This is a genomic window from Natroniella sulfidigena, assembly GCF_023223645.1.
Lineage (GTDB): Bacteria > Bacillota > Halanaerobiia > Halobacteroidales > Halobacteroidaceae > Natroniella > Natroniella sulfidigena.
The window spans coordinates 86227-110593 of sequence record NZ_JALKBY010000004.1 but is presented as its reverse complement, the minus strand read 5'-3'; the positions used below and the strand labels follow the sequence as shown (position 1 = coordinate 110593).

28 protein-coding genes are annotated in these 24367 nt (G+C 35.5%); all 28 read left to right on the top strand.

The annotated features are described in order from the left end of the window. Positions 1-18 precede the first annotated feature (18 nt). Positions 19-543 carry an ATP-dependent protease subunit HslV gene (gene hslV / locus MWH28_RS04050; protein ID WP_248618005.1) on the top strand — a complete coding sequence of 175 codons (525 nt, stop codon included), beginning with the start codon at positions 19-21 and terminating at the stop codon, positions 541-543. Positions 544-559: 16 nt separating this feature from the next. Then, the gene (gene hslU, locus MWH28_RS04045) at positions 560-1948 is read left to right on the top strand and encodes an ATP-dependent protease ATPase subunit HslU (RefSeq protein ID WP_282580118.1); all 1389 of its coding nucleotides are present in this window, start codon (positions 560-562) and stop codon (positions 1946-1948) included. A gap of 86 nt (positions 1949-2034) precedes the next feature. Further along, positions 2035-2814, top strand: a complete 780-nt coding sequence (gene codY / locus MWH28_RS04040; protein WP_248618003.1) for a GTP-sensing pleiotropic transcriptional regulator CodY — start codon at positions 2035-2037, stop codon at positions 2812-2814. A 348-nt stretch (positions 2815-3162) separates the two neighbouring features. Beyond that, complete coding sequence (gene flgB / locus MWH28_RS04035; RefSeq protein ID WP_248618002.1) at positions 3163-3564, top strand: flagellar basal body rod protein FlgB; 402 nt, start codon at positions 3163-3165, stop codon at positions 3562-3564. Between the two features lie 2 nt (positions 3565-3566). Beyond that, positions 3567-3992: a flagellar basal body rod protein FlgC gene (gene flgC / locus MWH28_RS04030; RefSeq protein WP_248618001.1), complete on the top strand. Its 426-nt coding sequence runs from the start codon at positions 3567-3569 to the stop codon at positions 3990-3992. 19 nt (positions 3993-4011) lie between these two features. Further along, the gene (gene fliE / locus MWH28_RS04025) at positions 4012-4302 is read left to right on the top strand and encodes a flagellar hook-basal body complex protein FliE (RefSeq protein WP_248618000.1); all 291 of its coding nucleotides are present in this window, start codon (positions 4012-4014) and stop codon (positions 4300-4302) included. A 31-nt stretch (positions 4303-4333) separates the two neighbouring features. Then, the gene (gene fliF / locus MWH28_RS04020) at positions 4334-5902 is read left to right on the top strand and encodes a flagellar basal-body MS-ring/collar protein FliF (RefSeq protein ID WP_248617999.1); all 1569 of its coding nucleotides are present in this window, start codon (positions 4334-4336) and stop codon (positions 5900-5902) included. A gap of 15 nt (positions 5903-5917) precedes the next feature. Continuing rightward, a complete protein-coding gene (fliG, locus tag MWH28_RS04015) occupies positions 5918-6922 on the top strand; it encodes a flagellar motor switch protein FliG (RefSeq protein WP_248617998.1) in 1005 nt (334 codons plus the stop codon). Between the two features lie 45 nt (positions 6923-6967). Then, positions 6968-7711, top strand: coding sequence for a FliH/SctL family protein (locus MWH28_RS04010; protein ID WP_248617996.1), 744 nt, complete (start codon positions 6968-6970; stop codon positions 7709-7711). Next, entirely contained in the window at positions 7704-9029 is a 1326-nt protein-coding gene (gene fliI, locus MWH28_RS04005; RefSeq protein ID WP_248617995.1) for a flagellar protein export ATPase FliI, read from the top strand. The genes MWH28_RS04010 and fliI overlap by 8 nt, the downstream gene beginning before the upstream one ends. Positions 9030-9037: 8 nt before the next feature. Further along, complete coding sequence (gene fliJ, locus MWH28_RS04000; RefSeq protein WP_248617994.1) at positions 9038-9499, top strand: flagellar export protein FliJ; 462 nt, start codon at positions 9038-9040, stop codon at positions 9497-9499. A 17-nt stretch (positions 9500-9516) separates the two neighbouring features. Next, positions 9517-10062, top strand: coding sequence for a MotE family protein (locus tag MWH28_RS03995; RefSeq protein ID WP_248617993.1), 546 nt, complete (start codon positions 9517-9519; stop codon positions 10060-10062). 224 nt (positions 10063-10286) lie between these two features. Continuing rightward, positions 10287-11744, top strand: coding sequence for a flagellar hook-length control protein FliK (locus tag MWH28_RS03990; RefSeq protein ID WP_248617992.1), 1458 nt, complete (start codon positions 10287-10289; stop codon positions 11742-11744). Positions 11745-11756: 12 nt separating this feature from the next. Next, on the top strand, positions 11757-12230 hold the full coding sequence (locus tag MWH28_RS03985; RefSeq protein WP_248617991.1) for a flagellar hook capping FlgD N-terminal domain-containing protein: 474 nt from the start codon (positions 11757-11759) through the stop codon (positions 12228-12230). A gap of 15 nt (positions 12231-12245) precedes the next feature. After that, positions 12246-12623 (top strand): TIGR02530 family flagellar biosynthesis protein, encoded by a 378-nt coding sequence (locus MWH28_RS03980; RefSeq protein WP_248617990.1) that lies wholly within the window; start codon positions 12246-12248, stop codon positions 12621-12623. 202 nt (positions 12624-12825) lie between these two features. Continuing rightward, positions 12826-14145: a flagellar basal-body rod protein FlgF gene (gene flgF / locus MWH28_RS03975; protein ID WP_248617989.1), complete on the top strand. Its 1320-nt coding sequence runs from the start codon at positions 12826-12828 to the stop codon at positions 14143-14145. A 364-nt stretch (positions 14146-14509) separates the two neighbouring features. Beyond that, positions 14510-14707: a flagellar FlbD family protein gene (locus tag MWH28_RS03970; protein WP_345894747.1), complete on the top strand. Its 198-nt coding sequence runs from the start codon at positions 14510-14512 to the stop codon at positions 14705-14707. A 10-nt stretch (positions 14708-14717) separates the two neighbouring features. Then, positions 14718-15524 (top strand): motility protein A, encoded by an 807-nt coding sequence (locus tag MWH28_RS03965; RefSeq protein ID WP_248618076.1) that lies wholly within the window; start codon positions 14718-14720, stop codon positions 15522-15524. Further along, positions 15511-16233, top strand: a complete 723-nt coding sequence (locus MWH28_RS03960) for an OmpA/MotB family protein (protein WP_248617987.1) — start codon at positions 15511-15513, stop codon at positions 16231-16233. Before MWH28_RS03965 ends, MWH28_RS03960 begins: the two co-directional genes overlap by 14 nt. A 3-nt stretch (positions 16234-16236) precedes the next feature. Next, the gene (locus tag MWH28_RS03955) at positions 16237-16689 is read left to right on the top strand and encodes a flagellar basal body-associated FliL family protein (RefSeq protein ID WP_248617986.1); all 453 of its coding nucleotides are present in this window, start codon (positions 16237-16239) and stop codon (positions 16687-16689) included. A gap of 147 nt (positions 16690-16836) precedes the next feature. After that, on the top strand, positions 16837-17844 hold the full coding sequence (gene fliM, locus MWH28_RS03950; protein ID WP_248617985.1) for a flagellar motor switch protein FliM: 1008 nt from the start codon (positions 16837-16839) through the stop codon (positions 17842-17844). After that, positions 17837-19039, top strand: coding sequence for a flagellar motor switch phosphatase FliY (fliY, locus tag MWH28_RS03945; protein WP_248617984.1), 1203 nt, complete (start codon positions 17837-17839; stop codon positions 19037-19039). Before fliM ends, fliY begins: the two co-directional genes overlap by 8 nt. Before the next feature lie 16 nt (positions 19040-19055). Next, positions 19056-19385: a flagellar biosynthetic protein FliO gene (locus MWH28_RS03940; RefSeq protein WP_248617983.1), complete on the top strand. Its 330-nt coding sequence runs from the start codon at positions 19056-19058 to the stop codon at positions 19383-19385. Next, positions 19375-20133 carry a flagellar type III secretion system pore protein FliP gene (fliP, locus tag MWH28_RS03935; RefSeq protein ID WP_248618075.1) on the top strand — a complete coding sequence of 253 codons (759 nt, stop codon included), beginning with the start codon at positions 19375-19377 and terminating at the stop codon, positions 20131-20133. The genes MWH28_RS03940 and fliP overlap by 11 nt, the downstream gene beginning before the upstream one ends. An 18-nt stretch (positions 20134-20151) precedes the next feature. Continuing rightward, positions 20152-20421 (top strand): flagellar biosynthesis protein FliQ, encoded by a 270-nt coding sequence (fliQ, locus tag MWH28_RS03930; RefSeq protein WP_248617982.1) that lies wholly within the window; start codon positions 20152-20154, stop codon positions 20419-20421. 15 nt (positions 20422-20436) lie between these two features. After that, complete coding sequence (fliR, locus tag MWH28_RS03925) at positions 20437-21222, top strand: flagellar biosynthetic protein FliR (RefSeq protein ID WP_248617981.1); 786 nt, start codon at positions 20437-20439, stop codon at positions 21220-21222. Between the two features lie 4 nt (positions 21223-21226). Then, entirely contained in the window at positions 21227-22288 is a 1062-nt protein-coding gene (gene flhB, locus MWH28_RS03920; protein ID WP_248617980.1) for a flagellar biosynthesis protein FlhB, read from the top strand. A 2-nt stretch (positions 22289-22290) separates the two neighbouring features. Continuing rightward, entirely contained in the window at positions 22291-24366 is a 2076-nt protein-coding gene (gene flhA, locus MWH28_RS03915) for a flagellar biosynthesis protein FlhA (RefSeq protein WP_248617979.1), read from the top strand. Position 24367: the final 1 nt, after the last annotated feature.

The following is a 24367-nucleotide window of genomic DNA, read 5'->3' as shown; positions in this document are numbered from 1 at the left end:
ATTGATTAGGGGGATAAAATGTTTGATGCAACGACGGTTATAGCGGTTAAAAAGGGAGAGAATGTTGCTGTTGCTGGGGATGGGCAAGTAACAATGCAGCATACTGTAATGAAACATGGAGCTAATAAGGTCAGACGGATTAATGATGATGTATTAGCTGGGTTTGCAGGAACTGCAGCTGATGCTTTTACATTATTTGAAAAATTTGAAGGTAAGTTAGAGGAAGCTCATGGCAACTTAAAGAGAGCTGCAGTAGAGTTGGCTAAAGAGTGGCGAACAGATAAAATGTTAAGAAAGTTAGAAGCTTTATTAGTTGTAGCTGATCAAAATTGCTTGTTAGTTGTATCAGGAACAGGAGATGTAATTGAACCAGATGATGGAATAACTGCTATTGGATCTGGAGGTTCTTATGCTTTAGCTGCAGCACGCTCTTTGGCTGAATTTACTGATTTAACTGCTGCAAAAATAGCTGAAAAATCTTTAGAGATAGCAGCAGATATTTGTATTTATACAAATGATCAAATTACAGTAGAAGAGATATAAATAAAGGGGGAGCATAATGGAGCAATTTACTCCACAGCAGGTAGTAGAAAGTTTGGATGAATATATAGTTGGTCAAAGTGAAGCTAAAAAAGCGGTAGCAATAGCTATTAGGAATAGATATAGAAGAAAGAAGCTATCGGATAAATTAAAAGAAGAGGTTGTACCTAAAAACATTTTGATGATCGGGCCAACTGGTGTAGGAAAAACAGAGATAGCAAGAAGATTGGCTAAATTAGTTAAAGCACCATTTATTAAGGTTGAAGTAACTAAATTTACTGAGGTAGGTTATGTTGGGCGTGATGTAGAATCGATGATTAGAGATTTAGTACAGACTGCTATTAGAATGGTTAAGCAAGAAAGGATGGAAGGAGTAGAGGATAAAGCAGAAGAGTTGGCTCAAGAAAGAATTTTAGATGCTTTATTTCCTCGTCCTAAAAAGAAAGGTAATAATTTATTCAATAATATGTTTAACAATTTTGCTGAAGAAAAAGAAACTACCGATGAGACTGAGAAAGAAGAAAGATTTGAAAAGCATCGGGAAAAATTACGCCATCAATTAGAATTAGGAGAGTTAGAAGATAGAATAATTGAGGTAGAAGTAGAAGATAATAATTCACAAATGGTTGAAATTTTTTCTGGAGCTGGAATAGAGGAGATGGGGGTCAATTTTCAAGATATCTTTGGCAATATGTTTCCTAATCAAAAGAAAAAAAGAAAGGTAACAGTAAAGGAAGCCAGGAAAATATTGAAAGAAGATGAAGCTCAAAAGCTAATAGATATGGATGAGGTTAGTCGAGAAGCTATTAGTCGAGTGGAAGAATCAGGGGTTATCTTTTTAGATGAGATTGATAAAATAGCTGAAGGTAAATCCGGTTCTAATCCTGATGTTTCTAGAGAAGGGGTTCAACGTGATATTTTGCCAATTATAGAAGGTTCGACGGTGATGACAAAGTCTGGGCCAGTCAAGACAGACCATATATTATTTATTGCAGCTGGAGCATTTCATGTCAGTAACCCTACTGATTTAATTCCAGAATTACAAGGAAGAATTCCAATTAGAGTAGAGTTGAATAGTTTGTCTAAGGAAAACTTCAAAGAAATATTAATCGAACCACAAAATGCTCTAACCAAGCAGTATAAAGCTTTATTAGAAACTGAAGGGCTAGAGATTGAATTTGCTGCTGAAGCAATTGATGAATTAGCAGAAATAGCTTTTACAGTTAATGAGCAAACTGAAAATATAGGGGCAAGAAGATTGCATACTATTTTAGAGAAGCTGTTGGAAGAAATTTCATTTAAAGCCCCAGAAATTTCAGAATCTAAAATAGTAATTGATAGAGATTATGTCAAAGATAAATTAGAAGATGTTGTTAAAGATAAAGATTTAAGCAAATATATTTTATAAGATTTGAAATATCAATAAGACTAATGTATAATTTAACTGTTCTAACAAATAATCAATTAAGAGTAATAAGTTAAGGAGGAAATTTAATGGAAGAATTGTTACAAAAGACTCGCAAAATAAATAGGTTGCTGCAACGTTCTGCAGGACAAGCGGTTGATTTTAGTGAAGTATCTAATGTATTAAGTAGGAGTATCCAGTCTAATATTTATTTAGTTGATAAAGAAGGGGAAATTTTAGGCTATAGCTTAATTAATAGATTTGAGTGCGACTTGATGATGGAAGAAGTTCTTGATAAAGGAGAATTTCCTGTAGATTATAATGAATGGTTGCTAGAACATTATGACACCCAACCTAATTATGAACAACCGAGTGGAATGTGTGTCTTTAAAGATGAAGATTGTATTTTTATGGATAAACTGACTACAGTTGTTCCGATTAATGGTGGAGGAGAACGATTAGGAACCTTAATTTTAGCTCGCTTTGGGGAAAAATTTAATAACGATGATTTGATTTTGGCGGAATATGGTGCTACTGTAGTAGGAATGGAGATTTTACGGCTTAGAAGTGAAAAAGCAGAGAAAGAAGCTAGAAAAAGGGCTGCTGTACACATTGCTTTAGAAACATTATCTTATTCGGAATTAGAGGCTATTGAGCATATTTTTGCTGAGTTAGATGGGACTGAAGGATTATTAGTAGCTAGTAAAATTGCTGATAAAGTAGGAATTACTCGTTCAGTAATTGTAAATGCGTTACGTAAATTTGAGAGTGCAGGTGTAATTGAGTCTAAATCATTAGGAATGAAAGGTACGTATATTAAGATCTTAAATGATCATCTGTTAAAAGAGTTAGAGAAAGTAAAAATATAACTCTAGTAGTTATTAAATATTAAATTAGATAAACTAGATTATAATAGCGTTGGGAATATTCCCAACGCTATTATAATGTGAGCAAAGAATTATTTCATCCATTGGAAGAAGTGGAAAATAAAAACAATGAATACCTACTATATGCTATGTATAAGTAACTACTATTGCAATTTTAAGGCTGAGCTTGATATAATAAGATTATAAAATAATCATACCAAAAGATGGAACTATTACCATCTTAAAATTATGGGGGCTTTTGCAGGATTTTCAGTTAAAAAGGTGAAATGATTAATTAAGTGTGTAATTTTTGTTAAGCTGTAAATTGTAACAAAGGGGGAATAAAATAAAATGTTTAATAATAAAGGCTTTGGAGTCTTAGAAAAGTCATTAGATGGTTTGAATAAACGTCATCAAGTACTCTCTAATAATATATCTAATGTAGATACGCCTGGATATAAAAGGCAAGATGTATCATTTAAAGATGAAATGGCAAAGGCTTTAGGCGGTGAAAGTAAATTAAATACAACTAATACAAGGCATATTTCTGTAGGAGCTTCTGATCTCAATGAGGTTAAACCGCAAGTTCATACTATAGATAGTACTAATGTTAGGAATGATGAAAACAATGTTAATATTGATGCAGAAATGTCTAAGTTGTCCCAAAATACTTTAGAATATCAAACGGTATCACAAAAACTTGCAAGTCAATTCCAGAGATTAGATTCAGTAATTCAAAAAGGAGGTAGATAAAAATGGGTGTGTTTGATGGAATGAATATTAGTAGCTCTGGATTAACAGCACAAAGAGTGAGGATGGATTTGATTTCTAACAATATAGCTAATGTTAATACTACTAGAACAGAGGATGGGGGGCCATATCGTCGTCAAGTACCTGTTTTTGCAAGCAGATTAAAAGATGAAATGGCCAAATTTGATGGTAAGAACCAAGAAGGAGAAGGGGTTAAAATAAAAGAGATTGCTGAAAGTGATGAACCAGCTAGATTAGAGTATAACCCCGAACATCCTGATGCTAATGAAGATGGTTATGTAGAAAAGCCAAATGTCAATATTGTTTCAGAGATGACAGATATGATTTCTGCTACGAGAGCTTATGAAGCTAATGTTACAGCTTTAGATTCAGCTAAGAGTATGATTGAAAGTGCTTTACGGATAGGATAAGAGAAAAAGGAGGAGACTAATGGAGATCAATAATGTAAGTCAACAACAATTATTGACTGGACTAAATAGCGACGATAAAAAACAAGTAGATAATTCTTTTGGAGATATTCTAAAGGATTCATTACATAAAGTTAATAACTTACAACATCAAGCAGACCAAGCAGGGGAAGATTTAGCATTAGGAAAAGTAGATAATGTTCACGAAGTTATGGTATCTGCTCAAAAAGCTAAAACTTCTTTAGATTTAGCTTCTTCGGTTACAAATAAAGCTGTTGAAGCTTATAAGGAAGTAATGAGGATACAGGTGTGAGATATTTAAGCAGTAAGATTGGGGTGTAAATATGGTTGAAAATATTTCAGAAATAAAAGAACAGATTCAGCAACTATTAAATAATCTTGATCAAAAAGCTAAACTCCTAATTATTGCTTCTGCACTAATTACAGTTGTAGGTCTGTTAATTTTGGTTAATTGGGCTAGCAGACCAGAATATGAAGTTTTATTTAGTGATTTATCTGCTCAAGATGCAGCAACTATTGTTGAAAGTTTGGATGAAAAAAACATCTCATATCAGTTAGAAGAAGAAGGTACAACTATTTTAGTTCCGGAGGAGCGAGTTCATAGGTTACGCTTGGATTTAGCTGGAGAAGATTTGCCAACCGGTGGAGTTGCTGGGTTTGAATTATTTGATGAGAATCAACTGGGTAGTACAGATTTTGATCAACAAGTTAATTATATTCGAGCTCTGTCAGGTGAATTGAGTCGAACTATTAAACAGATCAACAATGTCAATTTTGCTAGAGTTCAAATTACTCCTAGTGAGACCAGTATTTATCGATCAGAGGAGACACCGGCTAAAGCCTCTGTATTATTAGGGGTTGATTCTGGACAAAAATTATCACAAGGGAATATAAAATCAATTGCTAATTTGGTAGCTAGTAGTGTAGAAGATTTAAGTGCTGATAATGTTACAATTGTAGATGATGCTGGGAATTTATTATCAGCACAATTAGAAGAGGAAAGCCAATTTGAATCAAGTTATGAACAATTTGAATTGCAGGAGAGTTTAGAGCGTAGAGTTGAAAGAGACTTGGATGTAATGTTGACTAAAGTGTTAGGGATGGATAATTTTGTGGTTAGGGTTAATGCTGAATTAGATTTTGATCAGCATGAAATTGAAAGCAAAAGCTATGAACCGGTTGTGGATGATAGTGGAATTGCTCGTAGTGAGCAGGTAAAAGAAGAGCGAGAGAGTGGAAGAACTGCTGATCCAGAGGGGGTTCCAGGGACAACCTCAAACCTACCAGAGTATGAGGCAACGAATGAAGAAGAAAGTGAACGAGAAAACATAGAACGAATTACTAATTATGAGATTAATGAAACAATAGAGCGATATGTTAGATCACCTGGTGCAGTAGAGCGGATGTCAGTTTCAGTAATTGTAAACCAGGAGATGGATCCACAATTAGAAGAGCGAGTTAACCAAGCTGTCGCATCAGCTGTGGGATATGATGTTGATCGTGGTGACCAAATCTCAGTTACAGGTATAGAATTTGATGATAGTTTAGAACAAATGAGGCAGGAAGAATTGGCTGCAGAAGAGTCAAGAAGGCAGAGAATATTATTATATCTACTTGTTGGAGTAGGGATTTTAATTGCTACATTATTGGTTATATTATATAGAAGAAGAGAACAGCCAGATGAAACTACAGCTACAGAAGAAGTAGAGTCAGGAGAAGTGGGAGAAGAAATCGATTATTTGATTGATGAAGCTCAAGATGAATTTGCTGCTGCAAATTTAAGTGAAGAAGAAAAAGAAAGACAGCGTTTGCAACAAAATATTCGCAATTTAGTTCAGGATCAACCTGAAGAGATAGCTAATTTAGTTAGAAGTTGGTTAGGTGAAGAATAAAAGGGAGGTGAAAAAGTGTCTGAGCTAACTGGAAAGGAAAAGGCAGCTATTTTACTTGTATCTTTAGGACCAGATGCATCTGCTAAAGTCTTTGAACATTTAAATGATGAAGAAATTGAAGATTTAACTTTAGAGATAGCAAATTTAGATAAAGTACCGGCTGAAATAAAAGAGGAAGTATTAGATGAATTTCATCAAATGTGTGTGGCTTATGACTATATCAGCCATGGCGGAATGGATTATGCTAAAGAGGTGTTGGAGAAGGCTTTAGGAGAATCTAGAGCAAATAGTATTATTGATCGGCTGACTGCTTCATTACAAGTTAGGCCTTTTGATGAGTTAAGAAAGACTGATCCTGGTCAAATTTTAAATTTTATTCAAAATGAACATCCTCAGACGATTGCTTTGATTTTGGCTTATTTGGATGCTGAACAGTCTGCTCAAATTATATCTTCATTGCCTCCTGCTAAACAGTCTGAGGTTGCTAAAAGAGTAGCTAATATGGAAAGAATTTCACCAGATGTGATAAAAGAGGTTGAGCGAGTACTAGAACAGAAACTATCTTCTTTAATGACTAATGAGTATTCGAGTGCTGGTGGAATAGATTCGATTGTTGAAATTTTGAACTTAGCTGATCGTTCTACAGAAAAGACAATTTTGGATGATTTAGATAAGGGAGATCCAGAATTAGCTGAAGATATTAGGCAGAAGATGTTTGTATTTGAAGATATTACTTTATTAACAGATCAAGCTATTCAATTGGTATTAAGGCAGATAGATACTGATAATGATCTACCTTTAGCTTTAAAAACAGCCAGTGATGAAGTTGCAGATAAGATCTATAACAATTTATCAAAACGGGCATCTCAAATGTTACGAGAGGACATAGATCATTTAGGGCCAGTTAGAATTAGTGATGTTGAAGAAGCACAACAAAATATTGTTAATGAGATCAGAAGGTTAGAAGAAGAAGGAGAAATAGTGATTAATCGTGGTGGAAAGGATGAGGTAGTTGTCTAATATTATTAAATCTTCTCAGGTTAAGTCTGATAAAAAAAAACTAGGTTGTTAGATGCTTCTGCTAAAAAGGAAAAAACAGAGAAGAAGGATAAAAAAGCAAGAGAAGAGATTAATAAGGCTAAAACTGAAATTGCTATAACAGCAGATGAAACTTTAGAAGAGGCTGAAAAGAAAGCAGAGCAGATAATACAACAAGCTCAACAAGAAGCGGAAAGGTTGAAAGAAGAAGCAGAAAAAGAAGTCGAAGTAGAGGCTGAACAGAGGTTTGAACAAGCTAAAGAAGAAGGTTATCAGCAAGGGTTTGAATTAGGTAAGGAGGAAGGGATTGAGTTAGGACAGCAACAAGTTAATGACAAGTTGAAGGGGTTAGTAGAGAGTTTAGAAGAAGAGATTGAGGTATATCAGCAAGATTTAGCTGAGCGATTGCCACATATCAAAGATGAGTTGATTAAACTAGTGATCAAAATCAGTGAAAAAGTAATTGCTAAAGAGTTAGAGACTGACTCTGAATTAATTGTAGAATTTGTTGAAGCTGGTTTGGAAGTATTACAGCATGAGGAAGAGATTAAGATCAAGGTCAATCCTAAGGATTTAGAGGAGTTGGCCCGCTATAAAAAAGAGTTGCTAGCAGCTAATAATGGCTTAGAAGAGGTTAAAGTTATTACTGATAAAAGTATTGAAAGTGGTGGTTGTGTTATTGAGACCGACTTTGGTGGGGTTGATTTGACTGTTTCTTCTCAGCTAAAAGAAATAGAAGCGAAGTTATTGGAAGTGAATCACAATGAGTAGAGGGTTATTTGAGTTAGATTTATTGACTAATAGCTTAGAAGATTTAACTCCAATTAAACATTTTGGTAAGGTTAAACGGGTAATAGGTTTAATTATTGAATCGGAAGGGCCAAATGTAAGGTTAGGAGAGGTCTGTTTAATCCAATCTGCTTTTGAAGAGAAGGAAGTTAAAGCTGAAGTGGTAGGCTTTAAGGAGAATAATGTCTTGTTGATGCCACTTGGGGATATGAGTGGGATTGGCCCGGATTGTAAAGTCTTTGCTACTGGAGAATCATTGCAGGTTAAAGTAGGTGAATTCTTATTAGGAAAAGTATTGGATGGTTTAGGTAATCCAATGTCTGATTTTAAGTTTCCTGAGTCAGCATTAAAGTATCCAATTAATAATACACCTCCTAACCCACTAACTAGAGAGAGGATTACAGAAAGCCTGTCAGTTGGATTGAGGAGTCTAGATGGTTTATTAACCTGTGGAAAAGGGCAAAGAATGGGGATTTTTGCTGGAAGTGGTGTAGGAAAGAGTACTTTATTAGGAATGATTGCTCGTAATACATCAGCTGATATCAATGTAATTGCCTTAATTGGTGAGCGTGGTAGAGAGGTTAGAGATTTTATTGAACGTGACTTAGGAGAAGAAGGCTTGAAAAATTCTGTGGTAGTTGTGGCTACCTCTGACCAGCCAGCTTTGGTAAGGTTGAAGGGGGCATTAGTAGCTACTACAATTGCTGAATATTTTAGGGATCAAGGTCAAGATGTAATGCTGATGATGGATTCTGTAACGAGATTTGCCATGGCACAGCGTGAAGTGGGTTTAGCAGTTGGCGAACCACCAGCGACCAAGGGATATACTCCTTCTGTCTTTGCTTTATTGCCTAAGCTAATGGAGCGGGCTGGAACTAATGACCGAGGGACGATTACTGGTTTATATACTGTCTTGGTCGAAGGGGACGATATGAATGAGCCGATAGCAGATGCTGTACGAGGGATCTTGGATGGTCATATTGTTTTATCTCGTGATTTGGCAGCCCAAAATCACTATCCAGCAATCGATATTTTAGAGAGTGTAAGTAGGGTGATGAATGAAATTGTTAGTCAAGAGCATAAAGAGGCTGCTCAAAAATTAAGAGAAGTATTAGCTACTTATGAAGAGTCGAAGGATTTAGTCAATATTGGTGCTTATCAGGAAGGTAGTGATCCTGAACTTGATTATGCATTATCTAAGTTAAAACAGGTTAATAACTTTTTGCGGCAAGGTGTTAATGAAGATAGTGACTATCACAAGACAGTACAAGAGTTGATTAATATCTTTGCTGAGGGGTGATTGATTAGATGAAAAAATTTTCTTTTGGCTTACAATCTGTTTTGAATTTAAAGGAACAAGAAGAGACTTTAGTTCAAAAGGAGTTGGCTAAGTTACAGCATAAATATAATCAAGTTAAAAATAACTTGGATAGATATAAAACAAAGAAGCAGAATTGTCAACAACAACTAGAAAGTAGTGAGGTACAGGAGGTTGATCTATCTTCTGCTCTTAGATCTCGAAATTACATTAAATATTTAACTGAAGAGATTGAAGAGTTATGGTTACAATTGGAGTATTGGGAAGATAAGATTAAGCAATGTCGAGTTCGATTGTTAGAGAAGGTCAAAGAAAAGAAGACATTAGCTAAATTAAAAGAACAACAATATGAAGAGCATTTCGAAGAGGTTTTACAAGAAGAACAGAAAATTAATGATGAATTAGCAATTAATTTATTTAACCATCAAGGAAATAAAGGTTCTATTTTTTAAATTAGGAGGAAAAGTTGATGAAAACAAAGATACTCCTAGCTTTAGTTATACTGGTTATCTTAACAGGAGTTACTGTCTTTTTATTGGATATGCTTGAAGTTTATACTTTCGATCAAATTAGAGGCGACGGAATAGATTTATTGAGTGCTCTACCTGTGGTAGGAGATTATTTGACTGCAGAAGAGGAGATTGAACGATTAGAAGAGGAGTTAGCTATTGCTAATTCAGAATTAGCTGAAGTAGAGGATCAGAATCAGCGTCTGTACTTTGAATTAGAAGATAGTGAAGAAGAAGTTGAGCAATTAAACGAGATGATTGATAGTTTAGAAGAGGATTTAGAAAGAGTGGGAGTAGAGCGTGAAGATTATGAGACTAGATTGAATCGTTTGGCAGATATTTATAGTCAGATGAATTCACAGCGGGCTGCTGATTTATTACCGGATTTAGATGTTGGGTTAGCAACTGATATATTAAGTCAGATGGATGAAGAGATAGTAGCTGAGATTTTGGAATTCATGCCTAATGAAGAAGCAGCTCAGTATTCAACACTGTTGTCAGAGTAAAGAATATTCATCCAACTTTAAAATTTAATTTATATTAAAGTAAAGTTGGATGAAAGTAATTAGTAACTAGTGACTAGTAATTAGTAAAAATCAAAATAAAGAAACAAGATAGATATAAGGTTTCACAGTGTTAAGGACTCTTAAGGATTTAAATCTTGAAAGTTTTAACTATCAACTATCAACTGTACACCGTAAACTGTTCTTTTGAAAGGGGGTGAGAAAAGATGCCGATGAATTTGCTAGATGTAATCAGTAGTGGGAATTATCAGCCTCAAACTAGGCAAGCACAAAGTTCTACTGCTAACAGAGATGATTTTTTGTCAGCTTTACAGGATAATTCGGATAGATTATCAAATCAGAAGGCTGAAGCCAACAAACAATCTGAATTTAAAGTTAATGATGATACTAAGCCTGTTGAAAATAAATCATCTAATAAGCAATCTGAATCTAAAGTTGATGATGATAAGAAACTTGAGAGGTTAGAAGAGTTATTAGCAGGCAATGTAGAAGAAATTAGTGAGGAAGAGTTAGAGGAGATTTTGGCATTGCTCAGTGATTTGACTCAACTTTTCAAAAGTGAACTATTAAATAACTTAGAGATTGAAGAGTTAGCAGTTGAAGAAGAACAAGTCCAAGAAATACTTAAGCAACTGGAGGCAGAGTTAGATGGTCAGTCATTACAAGAGCTTGAGCAATTGATGGGTGATGATAATAAGAGGTTACTGGATTTAATTAAACAGTTGGAGTTGGTTCAGGAGAAGTTGGCTGAACAACAGCAAGGTGCAAAAGAAGGTGAGCTTTTAAAATTATCTGAGCAAGAACAGGAAGAGATGCTAAAGTTAAAAGAATTAGCTGCTCAGATGGATGGAGAAGTTCTAGTAACAGAAAAGTCAACTGAGGAAGAATTACTCTTTGCTCAGGATATGCTACAGCAGGCTAGTTTAGCTCAAGCTAGCAAAGAGGTGCAGGAAGGAAGAAGAAGCAAGAATGATGGGACTATGCCACTAGATAGTGAAGGTCAATTAGACATGGAGTTGTTAGAGCAATTTGCTGGAGATGAAGAAGCGTTGGATGAGTTATTGCAGGATGGATCGTCAGATTTGAACTTTTCTGAACAGGAAATGCAAGAATTTGATTTGACAGATCTAAATAATTTGCTAGCTAATAATCAGCAGGTTGAAGGAAAACAGCAGGTAAATAATGTTGATTTTGGTCAGCAGCTTAACCTAGAAAATATATTAGGGCAGATCAGTGAAGAGCTTAAGTTGTTAGGAGCAAATAAGAATCAAAATCAAGTCACTATTCAATTACAGCCAGAGTCTCTAGGGCGATTGAACTTACGGATAGGTTTGAATGATGGGGTTGTCTCTGCACGGATACTTTCTGAAAATGGTGAGGTAAAGGAATTATTGGAAAATAATTTAGCTAAATTACGCTCTGTTTTGCTACAAAGAGATTTAGAGGTAGGACAGATTGATATTCTATCTGCCCAAGCCGGGGAGAACTATGCTGGAAGTTTTGCTGAGCAAGAAGAGGATGGTTCCTTATTTAATCAACAGCAAGAACAAGAGAGTAAGCGAGATTTTAGTCTAGATATGGAAGAGTTGACTGTAGAAGAGATACTAGAAGATATGGAAGAACAGACAAATGTTGAATTGGATGGCGTTGATTATGTAGTTTAAAGGGGGGAGAAAATGGATGCATTACAAGCAACATCTGGAAGTAAAATGCAAACAATGGACAATAACTCAGTAAAAGGGACAGCTAGTGATAATGAGTTTGGATTGACAGAGAGTATGGGCTTAGATCAAGATGATTTAGGCCAAGAGGAGTTTTTAAAGCTCTTAGTAGCACAACTGCAACATCAAGACCCATTAGATCCGATGGATGATAAAGAGTTTATTGCTCAGACAGCTCAATTTAGTTCTTTAGAGCAGATGCAGAATTTAAATTCTAATTTCAGCCAATTCATGGGTTATCAACAATTAAGTCAAGCTAGTAATTTTGTAGGAAAAGAGGTTAAAGTTGTTGATTCAGAAAGTGGTGAATCTGTTGTCGGAGAAGTAGATAGGCTGATTGTAGACAGTGAAAATGGTGAAAAGGGATATCAGGTAGTTATTGAAGAGCAAGAATATTCCTTAGACAGTATACAAGAGGTGCTTTCTTAGAAAGGAGGGGTATAGGTGACCAGAATTTATGGGCAACGTCCGATTACTCCACCTCACTCTAAAAGAAAGCAGACCAATCAAGTTAGAGACAAGAATAAATTTAAAGACTTATTACATAACAAGTTGAAGCAAAGTAGCAAATTAAACTTTTCTAAGCATGCGAAGCAGAGGTTACAGTCACGACAGATTGATTTTAAGGAACAAGATTTAAAGAAATTAGATCAAGCAGTTGAGAAGGCTAAGGATAAAGGTGCTCAGGAGTCATTAATCTTAGTTAACAACAATGCTTATATTGTCAATGTTAAGAATAAAACTGTAATTACTGCTATGGATGAGGAGAGTATGGAGGAAAACCTATTTACAAATATTGATAGTGCAATTGTGATGAAATAATGGCTGGCCCCAAAAGAGCTATGAGTCTTAAGCTGTGAGCAATGAGATTAGTTTTACAATTTTTGCTTCAGGTTGGACTTAGTAGATGAGGGAGGTTAACAGTCGTGGACCGCTAGAAGCGACTGAGAAAAGCATTGAATATTGAATAATTAAAATTAAATAACCATCAATTATTAATTGATAAATGGGAGGTTGGTTATAGATGTTAAGATCGATGTTTTCTGGAGTTTCTGGATTGAATGCACATATGGATAAAATGGATGTTATTGGTAATAACATTTCGAATGTTAATACAACGGGTTTTAAAGGGAGTCGAGCTACATTTAAGTCGATGATGAGCCAGAGGATGCAGGGAGCTTCTGCACCGCAGGATGAACGAGGGGGTACTAATCCGCAAGAGGTGGGATTAGGTACACAATTAGGTAGTATCGATAAGGATATGGGTCAAGGTAGCTTACAGTCAACCGGTCGGAATACTGATTTGGCAGTAGAAGGAAATGGCTTCTTTATGGTAGATGATGGAACTGAAAGATACTATACCAGAGCAGGAGCGATGGACTTTGATAGTGATGGTTACTTGGTCAATAATAACAATGGCTATCGTCTGCAAGGTTGGGAAGCTGATGCTGATGGAGCGATAGATACTAATGCTGATTTAGATGATATAAGTTTGAAACAGTCGATGGATGCCAATGCAACATCTAGAGTTAATTTTGATGGAAATCTAAATAAAGATGTTGATGTATTTGATGATGGTGCAGGTAGTGTAGAAGATATTCTTAATGGTGATGATGATGATTTAAAAAGAGATTTAGCTGAAATATCCCGGAGTATAAATAGTCAAGTTTATGATTCTCAGGGTGGTAGGCATAATTTAGATTTGAGGTTTGTAAAAACTGATGTAGGAGAAGAAGAGACAACATGGAATGTATATGGTAGGATTGATGATGGTGACTTTGTAGAATTAAATGAAAACGATCCGATTATCTTTGATCAAAGTGGAAATGTGGACGAAGGAGATTCAATTGACATAGGAGTTGCTGATTTAGATGAATTAGATATAGATGGAGTAGAAGATCTTGAGTTTACGCTTGATTTTAGCAATATGACTCAGCAGGCTAACGACTTTACAGCCGATGTCGATACCGTCAATGGTTATACCAGCGGTGATTTACAGAGCTTTACGATTGATGGTTCAGGAGAAATCACTGGTTCGTATGATAATGGTAGATCTCAGACGTTGGGTAGGTTAGGCTTAGCTACCTTCAATAATCCATCCGGTCTATCAGAAGAGGGTGATACCTTATATCGAGTCTCTAACAACTCCGGGCCAGCCAATATCGGAACTCCTGGTTCAGGAGGGTTTGGTGAAATTTCAGCTGGTACTTTGGAGATGTCCAATGTTGATCTGTCACGGGAGTTTACTGAATTGATCAGTACACAGCGTGGATTTCAGTCTAATTCAAAAACAATTACAACTTCTGATGAAATCTTACAGGAGTTAGTTAATCTCAAGCGATAATAAAATTTAAGTTTGAGTTTAAGGCTGAGGCTAAGTCGATCATTAAAAATTAAAGGGGCGACTCTACGAGTCCTTTCACCTACGGGTCTAAAAATCAAGACCCTTCGTGAAACTCATACCATATCCATATAGGTTCGTCCCTACATGAACTTTGGTTTTGTCGTAGGAGCAGGTCCCCGTGTCTGCCCGTGAAATTAGATCGAATCTTTTAGTGCTATAGGAATTAGGAATAGGGAATGAGGAATCAGTAAAATCATAAGATTAAGTTCTTTAAGAGTTCTTGAATTAAATGGTTTTGAACTTACTGACTCCTGGTTCCTGACTCCTGATAATTATTGGTATAATTAGATAAGAGGTGATAAAGATCATAAAGTTGAAAAGATTAAATGATTCAGAAATAGTTGTTAATGCTGAATTGATTGAGTCGATTGAAGCAACCCCGGATACTGTAATTACATTAACAACCAATCATCGTCTGATTGTTAAAGAAGATGTAGATGAGATAATAAAGATGATAATTGATTATAAGAGGAGGATCAGATTAAAACCAGAATGGGAATGAGGTGACAAATTTGGATTTTGCAACGATAGGAGGTTTAGTTTTAGGAATTGTTCTAATAGTTTCTGGGATGTTATTAGAAGGAAGTATTCTTATTTATGCAAGTCTTGTTTCAGCTCTAATCGTTGTTGGTGGTACAATGGGTGGAGTAATTATTGCTTATTCTTTTAAACAGTTAAAGAATGCAGCTGCAGCATTGAAGATAGCTTTTTCAGAGCAACAAGATCAACCACGGGATATAATTTCTGTTTTGGTCAGTTTTGCTGAAAAAGCAAGAAGAGAAGGGTTGCTTGCTTTAGAGGATGAAGCTTACCAATTGGATGATGAGTTTTTGAAAAAAGGAATCCAACTAGTAGTAGATGGAACAGATCCTCAACTGGTTAGGAATATATTAGAGACTGAGTTGGACTTTTTAGAACAACGCCATGCTATTAATCGAGGAGTTTTTGCAAAAGGTGGAGAGTTAGCACCTGCCTTTGGGATGATTGGAACATTAATTGGGTTAATTGGAATGTTAAGCCATTTAGATGATCCAGATGCAATTGGCCCGGGGATGGCAACCGCTCTAATTACGACGCTATATGGTGCATTGCTTGCTAATTTAGTCCTTGTTCCGTTGGCCCAGAAGTTAAAGGTTAAGAGTGAAGAGGAGATTTTGATTAGAGAGGTAATGATTGAAGGGATCTTATCAATTCAAGCAGGAGAAAACCCTCGGATTGTAGAAGAAAAATTAAAAGCCTTTTTAGCTCCTAAATCTCGTACTGAACTTGATGAGCAAGAAACTGAGGGAGGGGCGGTGGAGAGAAATGCCGCGACGTAAACGGGATGAAGAGGAACAAGGCGGTAGTAATTGGTTAACTACTTATGGTGATATGATGACTTTATTACTAGCCTTTTTTGTTCTGTTATATTCTTTTGCTGAAGTTGATGTCCAAAAATTTGAGATGGCAATTCAAGGGTTTCAAGGGAGTTTAGGAATCATGGATGGTGGGCGAACAATTTCTAGAAGTGAATTGATAGATGCAGGGATGACCACTGAAGAATTAGGTGCAGAGCAGATGGATGAATTTTATGAACAGGTAGCAGGTTTTATTGCAGAAGAAGGGCTAGAAGAAGATGTTAGATTAGAGATTACAGATAGGGGTTTAACGATTCATTTTACAGGTAAGGTTTTATTTCCTTTAGGAGAAGCAGAAATTAGAGATAGTGCTTATGATATCTTAGAAAAAATAGCTGGATTTATAAAGACGGTTCCTAATGAGATAGCTATAGAAGGACATACAGATAATTTACCAATTAGTAATCCTAGATTTCCTTCTAATTGGGAGTTATCGACAACAAGAGCAACCAATGTAGTTAGATATTTTATCGAAGAGCAAGAGGTAAATCCAGAGCGGTTGTTTGCTGCAGGTTATTCTAAATATAAACCTATTGAACCTAATGATACACCAGAAAATAGAGAGTTAAATCGTAGAGTAGATATTATTATTTTAAGGGCTGATGATGATGAGATTAATGGGGGGATATAAGTAATGAGCGAGGACAAGAAAAGTGGTTTAAACTATAGCTTAATCTTAGGAATATTGATCGCAGTAGTGTTAGCTACCGGAATATCCTACTTTATGATGGTTAATTTAGGAGGTTTTAACCAAGGAGAGGAAACTGAAGTAAGCACTACGGCTAGAGAGTTAGGGCCAATTACTGAGGTAGGTGAATTCTTAGTTAATCTTACTGGAGGAAGAAGGTTTATTAGAGTAAACATTACTGTTGAAGTTAATGAAGATGATGTTGTTGAAGAGATAGATAAGCGTAAGCCACAGATTAGAGACACTATTATCTCTATTTTAAGAAGTAAGGAAGAAGAAGAAGTAACTTCTGATCAGGGAGCAATGGAGATAAGAAGTGAGGTCATGGAAAATATAAATGAGAAATTATTGGAAGGGGAAGTTACTAATGTATTCTTTACAGAATTTGTGATTCAATAAAGGGGTGATATGAATGTCTGATGAAGTTCTATCTCAAGAAGAGATAGATGAATTAATCAAAGCTAAGACAGAAGAAGAGTAATCTCTTTTAATTATAGATTTCAATGATTGTTAATTTTCTTTTTTTATTAAGTAGGGGGTAGATTCATGTCGTCAAATAGAGTTTTATCCCAAAATGAGATTGATTCATTATTGGATGCTGTATCGTCTGGAAAAGTAGAAGCAGATGAGTTAAAGAAAGAAGATGAGGAAGTAGTAGAAGTATATGACTTTAAACATCCTAATAAACTATCTAAAGATCAGTTAAGGACTTTGCGAATGATTTATGAAGGTTTTTGTCGATTATTGACTACTTCGATCTCTACGCAGTTAAGAACGATGGTTAAGTCTGAATTAACATCGATTGAGCAGTTATCTTATGATGAATTTATTCGTTCTTTACCACAACCTACAATTATGTCAGTTTGTGATTTTTATCCTCTTCATGGAGAGTTTATTATTGAGATGAATCCTAAGATAGCATATACTATTGTTGAGAGGCTCTTTGGAGGAAAAGGAGGTTCTTTAAGCAGAAGTAGGGAGTTTACTGATATTGAAGAGGTAGTACTAAAAAAGATCAACAAACGAATCTTAGATAGTTTTAGTGAAGCGTGGGAAAATGTGGTTGATTTAAGACCACGCCTTAAAGAGTTAGAATCTAATCCGCAATTTACTCAAATTGTTCCTAGTAATGATATGGTAATTTTAGCGACAGTAGAAACAGTGATTGGGGATGTTGAAGGATTAATTAATATCTGTATTCCTTATATAGTATTAGAACCAATTGTTTCTAAATTGAGTGCTCAATATTGGTTTTCTACATCAAGAAAAGGCTCAACTACTGAAACTTTAGACAAATTGAAGAAAAGGTTAGGAAAGACTAAATTGCCAGTGATAGCTGAACTAGGGAAAGCAAGTATTACTGTTAAACAGTTGTTAGAATTGAATGTTGGAGATGTTATTAAATTAGATACTAAAGTAGAGGAAGACTTGACAGTACATGTCAGTAACCGTAAGAAATTCAGAGCAAAACCAGGCAAAAAAGGCAGTAATTTAGCTGTTGAAATTAATTCGACGATAGAACAAGATGAGTGGGAGGAGGAAGACGATGAGTGATGAAGTCTTATCTCAAGATGAAATTAGTGCTTTATTAGAAGAAAATGATACAGAAGATCAAGTTGAGCAGAGTGAGGAAGTATCATTGAGTCCCTTAGAGAAGGATGCAATTGGAGAGGTTGCCAATATATCTATGGGTTCTGCTGCTACAGCTTTATATGGTTTATTGGATCAAAAAGTAGAAATTACAGCTCCTGAGGTATCATTAAGTACAATTAATCAATTGGTGGACAGTTATGTTAGACCATGTATTTTAGTTGATGTACAGTATGTAGAGGGATTACAAGGAAGTAATCAATTAATTGTTGAAACAGAAGATGCTGCTATTATTGCTGATTTAATGATGGGTGGGGATGGTACAGAACCGCCAGGCGAATTAAGTGAGTTACATATCAGTGCTGTAGGTGAAGCAATGAATCAGATGATGGGTTCTGCTGCTACATCAATGTCAGATTTTTTTGCAGGTAATAAGATCAATATCTCTCCTCCAAATGCTGAATTATTGGAGTTAAGCAGTGATGATGTTAATTTGAAAGGTATTTCAGGAGATGATCAAGTTGTTCAAGTAGCATTTGATATGCATATTGGAGATTTGATAGATAGCCAAATTGTCCAGATTATGACTATGGATTTTGCTAAGCAGTTAGTGGAGGGGATGATGGGAGAAACTCAAGAGGAAGAGGTAGAAGCTGAAGAAGTAACCTCTAAACCAGAACAATCACAGCAGCCTCAGCAACAGAGTAGTTCACAAGAACCACCAAGCCAGCAACCTCAACAGCAGCAAATGCAACAAACGCAGCAACAACAGTCTCAACCTCAAATGCAGAGACAACCTCAACAAAGACAGCAACAACCTTCATCGATGAGCCCTCAACCAGATGTTGAAGTTGAAGGTGTTGAGTTTGAACAGTTAGGTGGACAGTTAGCTAGTGATTTGAATAATGATCTTAGCTTAATTTATGATGTTCCATTAGAATTAACTGTTAGATTAGGGAAAAGCAAGATGTCAATCAAAGAGATTCTTGATTTAGGTCCTGGTTCTGTAATTGAGTTGGATAGGTTAGCAGGAGAAGCAGTTGATTTATTAGTTAATGGAAAGTTGATTGCTAAAGGTGAGGTAGTTGTAATTGATGAAAACTTCGGCTTTAGAGTTACGGATATTGTTAGTGCTGAAGAGCGATTAAAGAAATTATAAATTAAGGATTGATATTATGTCCTATGGATTGGAAATTATCAAAGTATTGATTACACTAGTAGCTATCTTAGGTCTGTTTTATTTAGTGATTAAATTTTTGCAAGGAAAGAAGGGTTTATTAAATCAGACTGATCAAATCAAGGTGTTAGAGCGTTGTTATTTAAATAGCAACCAGATGTTATATTTAATTAAGGTAGTTGACCAGGTTTGGTTAGTCTCCAGTAGCAAAGAGGAATTAGAATTTATTAAAGAAGTTGACCTAGCTGTTGATTCTTTAGCAGTAAAAGAAGATGTAGGATTATTAAATCTTTTCAAGAAGGGTAAGGATGGAGTTAATGAAGAGTAAGTATTTAGTAATCATCACATTAGTTTTGCTGGTATTAGTCTTAGTACAGAGTAGTGCTTTAGCAGTTACTGAATTTAACTTACCTAATTTAGATGTTCAAATCGGGGAAGGTGCAGAAGAACAGGATTTGGCTACTTCTCTTCAGATTTTAATATTGCTAACGGTATTAACCTTAGCACCGGCAATTTTAATTTTATTAACAGCGTTTACTAGAATTATTGTAGTTTTATCTTTGTTGCGGAGAGGATTAGCAACACAGACTATGCCTCCTAATCAGGTTTTAATAGGTTTGGCAATCTTTCTAACAATTTATGTGATGTCACCTGTCTGGGGTCAGATTAACCAGGAAGCTGTACAACCTTATTTGGCAGAAGAGATTGAACAGAGTGTAGCTTTAGAGAATACTTTAGATCCCTTACGGGAATTTATGTTTAGCAATACAAGAGAGAAGGATATTGCTTTATTTATTAATATGTCAGAGTTAGAACGCCCTGATAATCAAGATGATGTATCGACTTTTATTTTGATACCAGCATTTATTACCAGTGAATTAAGGACAGCTTTTCAGATTGGATTTATTATCTATATTCCATTTATAGTAATTGATATGATTGTAGCTAGTGTTTTGATGTCAATGGGGATGATGATGTTACCACCGGTTATGATTTCTTTACCTTTCAAAGTACTTTTGTTTGTAATGGTCGATGGGTGGTATTTAGTAATCAAGTCTTTAGTTGAGACTTTTTAATTAAGGAGCGAAGAGTAGATGAGCCAAACTTTAGTAATTGAAATTGGACGTAAAGCACTATTGGTAACTATTCAAGTAGCAGCACCAATGTTACTACTAGGAATGTTAGCAGGTTTGATAGTTAGTATCTTTCAGGCAACGACTCAGATTCAGGAGCAGACTTTAAGTTTTATTCCTAAAATTTTGGCTGTTTTATTGGCTTTGATGGTCTTTGGTCCGTGGATGTTAAATGTTTTGTTGGATTTTGTCGGTGAGTTATTTATCAATATTCCCAGCTATGTTGGATAATAAGGTGGAGTAAGCATGGAACAAGTAGAATTATTGACTCAAGTATATCGGTTTAGTTTAATGTTGGCCCGGATAATAGGTTTTTTTGTAGTTGCTCCTATCTTTGGAAGTGAGGTTTTACCACGTAGATTACGAATTGGTTTTGCAGTTTTGATTATTTTTGTCTTATTTCCGACTCTATCGTGGGAAGGGATTGAAGTTCCTGAACAATTACTACTGGCTGCATATCAACTGGTAGTTGAGTTGTTTATTGGATTAGTAGTTGGGTTTTTATTGCAATTGACATTTATTACTGTTCAGTTGGCTGGAATATTTATTGATCGGAAAATGGGGTTTATGATGGCCAGTGTTATGGATCCGTTACATGGGATTCAGGCACCTTTGATAGGACAATTTAAGAATGTATTAGCAACCTTACTTTTTTTAGCGGTCAATGCCCATCATTATCAATTGAGATTATTATCTGATAGCTTCAAACTGGTTCCAGTGACCAATTTTCAGTCAACACCCCAGTTTTTAAGGGCAGTATTGAGGATTATTGGTGATCTATTTCCGTTAGCTTTTCAGATTGCTTTGCCGATTATGGCAATTGTCTTTATTGTTGATCTGGCTTTTGGTCTAGTTGCTCGAACTGTTCCTCAAATGAATGTCTTTATGTTGGGTTTGCCGACTAAGGTCTTTGTTGGTTTGATTATTTTAGGTTTTATTTTGCCTAATTATTTGAGTTTTATGCAGGAGTTATTTATGGAACGATTTAGTGATTTATATCAACTCTTAAATTTAATGATAGAAAGAGGATGAGCTAATGCCTGAAGAAGAAAAAACCGAAGATCCCACCCCCAAACGGAGACAACAAGCTAGAGAAGAAGGTCAAGTGGCAAGTAGCAAAGAGTTAAATAGTGCGTTTACTTTATTATTCAGTTTTATAATTTTATATTTTTTGATGAGATACTTGATAGATCAGATTATAGAATTTACTTACAAATCATTTGCAATTTATTTGACAATGGAGATGACTGCTAATAACTTTTATAATTTATTATTAGAAATAGGATTCTTAGGTTTGAGATTGATAGCACCGATTCTGTTTATAGTTACTGCAGTAGGGGTAGCAATTACCTATTTACAGATCGGTTTTTTGTTTACTCCTAAGACTTTGATTCCTAAAATAAGTAAGTTAAATCCGATTGAAGGGGCCAAACAGCTTCTTTCTAAGCGAACTTTTGTAGAATTAATTAAATCTTTATTAAAAGTAGGAATTATTGCTTATATATCATACTTAACGATTAGGGGTGTATTGGATCAGTATGTTTTATTAACTACAGTTGGCTTAAATCATGCTTTAGAATTAATCGGTGATACGGCTTTTTCTTTGGCAATGAGAGTCAGTGGTTTTATGATTATTATAGGTATTATTGATCTGATTTATCAAAAATGGGAGCATGAGCAGCAATTGAAAATGACCAAACAAGAGGTTAAAGAAGAGCGAAAGCAGATGGAAGGTAGTCCAGAGGTTAAATCGAAGCGTAAACAGAAACAACAAGAGATGGCTATGAGTAGGATGATGCAAGATGTACCGGAAGCGGATGTAGTGATTACTAACCCAACTCATATTGCTGTAGCTGTTAAATTTGATTTGGAAACAATGGAAGTTCCAGTCTTGATAGCTAAGGGCCAAGGAGAGATCGCCCAAAAAATTAAGGAAGTTGCTATAGAGAATGAGATCGAAATTGTAGAGGAGAAGCCTTTAGCAAGAGCATTATATAAGTTGGTCGAGATTGGTGAAGAGATACCATATGAATTATATCAAGCTGTAGCAGAAATCTTAGCTTATGTTTATCAAATGGATGAAGAAAGGAGGTCGTAAGAGTGGCGACACCTTTAGAAAGAATTCAACAGAGTAATTTGGCCCAATATAATGATGTTATCTTTGCAGTAGCAGTAATTATGGTAGTAATAATGTTTATTATTCCTTTACCGACAGCTTTATTGGATCTTTTATTGACGCTAAATATCAGTTTAGGGCTAACTATTTTGTTAGTCTCGATGTATTTAGTAAATCCTTTAGAGCTGTCTGTCTTTCCATCATTACTATTGATAGCTACATTATTTAGATTAGCATTGAATGTTTCTACGACCAGATTGATCTTAGGTCAAGCAGATGCTGGACATGTAATCGAGGCTTTTGGAGACTTTGTTGTGGGAGGAAATTATGTAGTAGGATTTGTTATATTTGTTATTTTAGTTGCAATTCAATTTATTGTAATTACCAAAGGAGCTGAAAGGGTAGCAGAAGTTTCAGCTCGTTTTACTTTAGATGCTATGCCTGGTAAGCAGATGAGTATCGATGCTGATTTAAATTCAGGATTGATTACTGAAGCTGAAGCAAGGCAGAAAAGAGAAGAGATTCGCCAAGAAGCAGATTTTTATGGAGCAATGGATGGTGCCAGTAAGTTTGTGAAAGGTGATGCAATAGCAGGAATTATAATTACTTTAATTAATGTTTTAGGTGGATTAATCATTGGGGTTATTCAACTAGGAATGCCAATTACAGAGGCATTACAGACATATACATTATTGACTGTTGGTGATGGTTTGGTCAGTCAAATTCCAGCTTTATTGATCTCTACAGCAACCGGTATTGTTGTGACTAGAGCAGCTTCGGAAGGGAATTTAGGTCAAGATTTTACTAAGCAGTTGTTGGCCCAACCTAAGAGTTTAGTATTGGTTGCAGTAGTTTTATTTGTCTTAGGGACTTTTAGTCCGTTACCGACATTTCCTTTTTTGTTACTGGCTATTTTAGCAGGGGGCTTAGGTTATCTTCTGTATAACACTTCTGTTCAAGAGGTGCAAGAAGAGGTGGCTGCTGTAGAAGAAGAAGAGGTTGAAGAGTATCGCGAACAAGAGAATATAACTCAACTATTGCAGGTTGATCCAATGGAAGTAGAAGTAGGATATAATCTAATTCCCCTCGTAGTACCTGAACAAGGAGGAGATTTATTGGATCGAGTCTCTATGATTAGAAGGCAGTGTGCTTTAGAGTTAGGAATTGTGATTCCTCCAATTAGAATTAGGGATAATATGCAGTTAGAGCCGACCCATTATCGGGTTAATCTACGTGGAATTGAGATAGCAGAGCATGAAATTTTGGTTGATAAATACTTAGCAATGGATTCAGGAATGGCTACAGAGGAAATTGAAGGGATAGAGACTACAGAGCCAGCTTTTGGTCTGCCTGCTTTATGGATCGATGAAGATGAAAAAGAAAAGGCAGAAATGGCAGGGTATACAATAGTTGATCCTCCTTCTGTAGTAGCAACTCACCTAACTGAATTGGTTAAATCACATGCCTATGAGTTATTAGGACGACAAGAGGTTAAAGAGTTAATCGATAATGTTAAAGAGGATCATTCAGCAGTTGTTGATGAGTTGATTCCTGATCTATTATCGATTGGGCAGGTACAGAAGGTATTACAGAACTTATTAAAAGAAGGGATCTCAATTAGAGATTTAGTTTCGATTTTAGAGGTATTAGCTGATCAAGCAAGAAATACACAAGATACGAAGATTTTGACTGAGTATGTTAGACAAGATGCGTTGGCTCGGCATATTTCTAAACAGTATAAGGATGATAACGGTAATATTTATGTGATTACGTTAGCACCACAATTAGAAGAAAAACTTTCTGAAGCAATGGAGCATACTGATCAAGGTTCTTATTTAGCATTGGATCCTAATACAACACAGCAGATTTTGAATAATTTGGCCCAAGAAGTAGAAAAAGTAAGCAATCAAGGCTATGAGCCAATTGTATTGACTGCTCCAATTATTAGATATCATTTCAAGGAGTTGACTCAACAAATAGCTGCTAATTTGGTTGTATTATCATTTAATGAATTAGAACCTAATCTTAATGTTCAGACAGTAGGGATGGTGAAGTTATAAG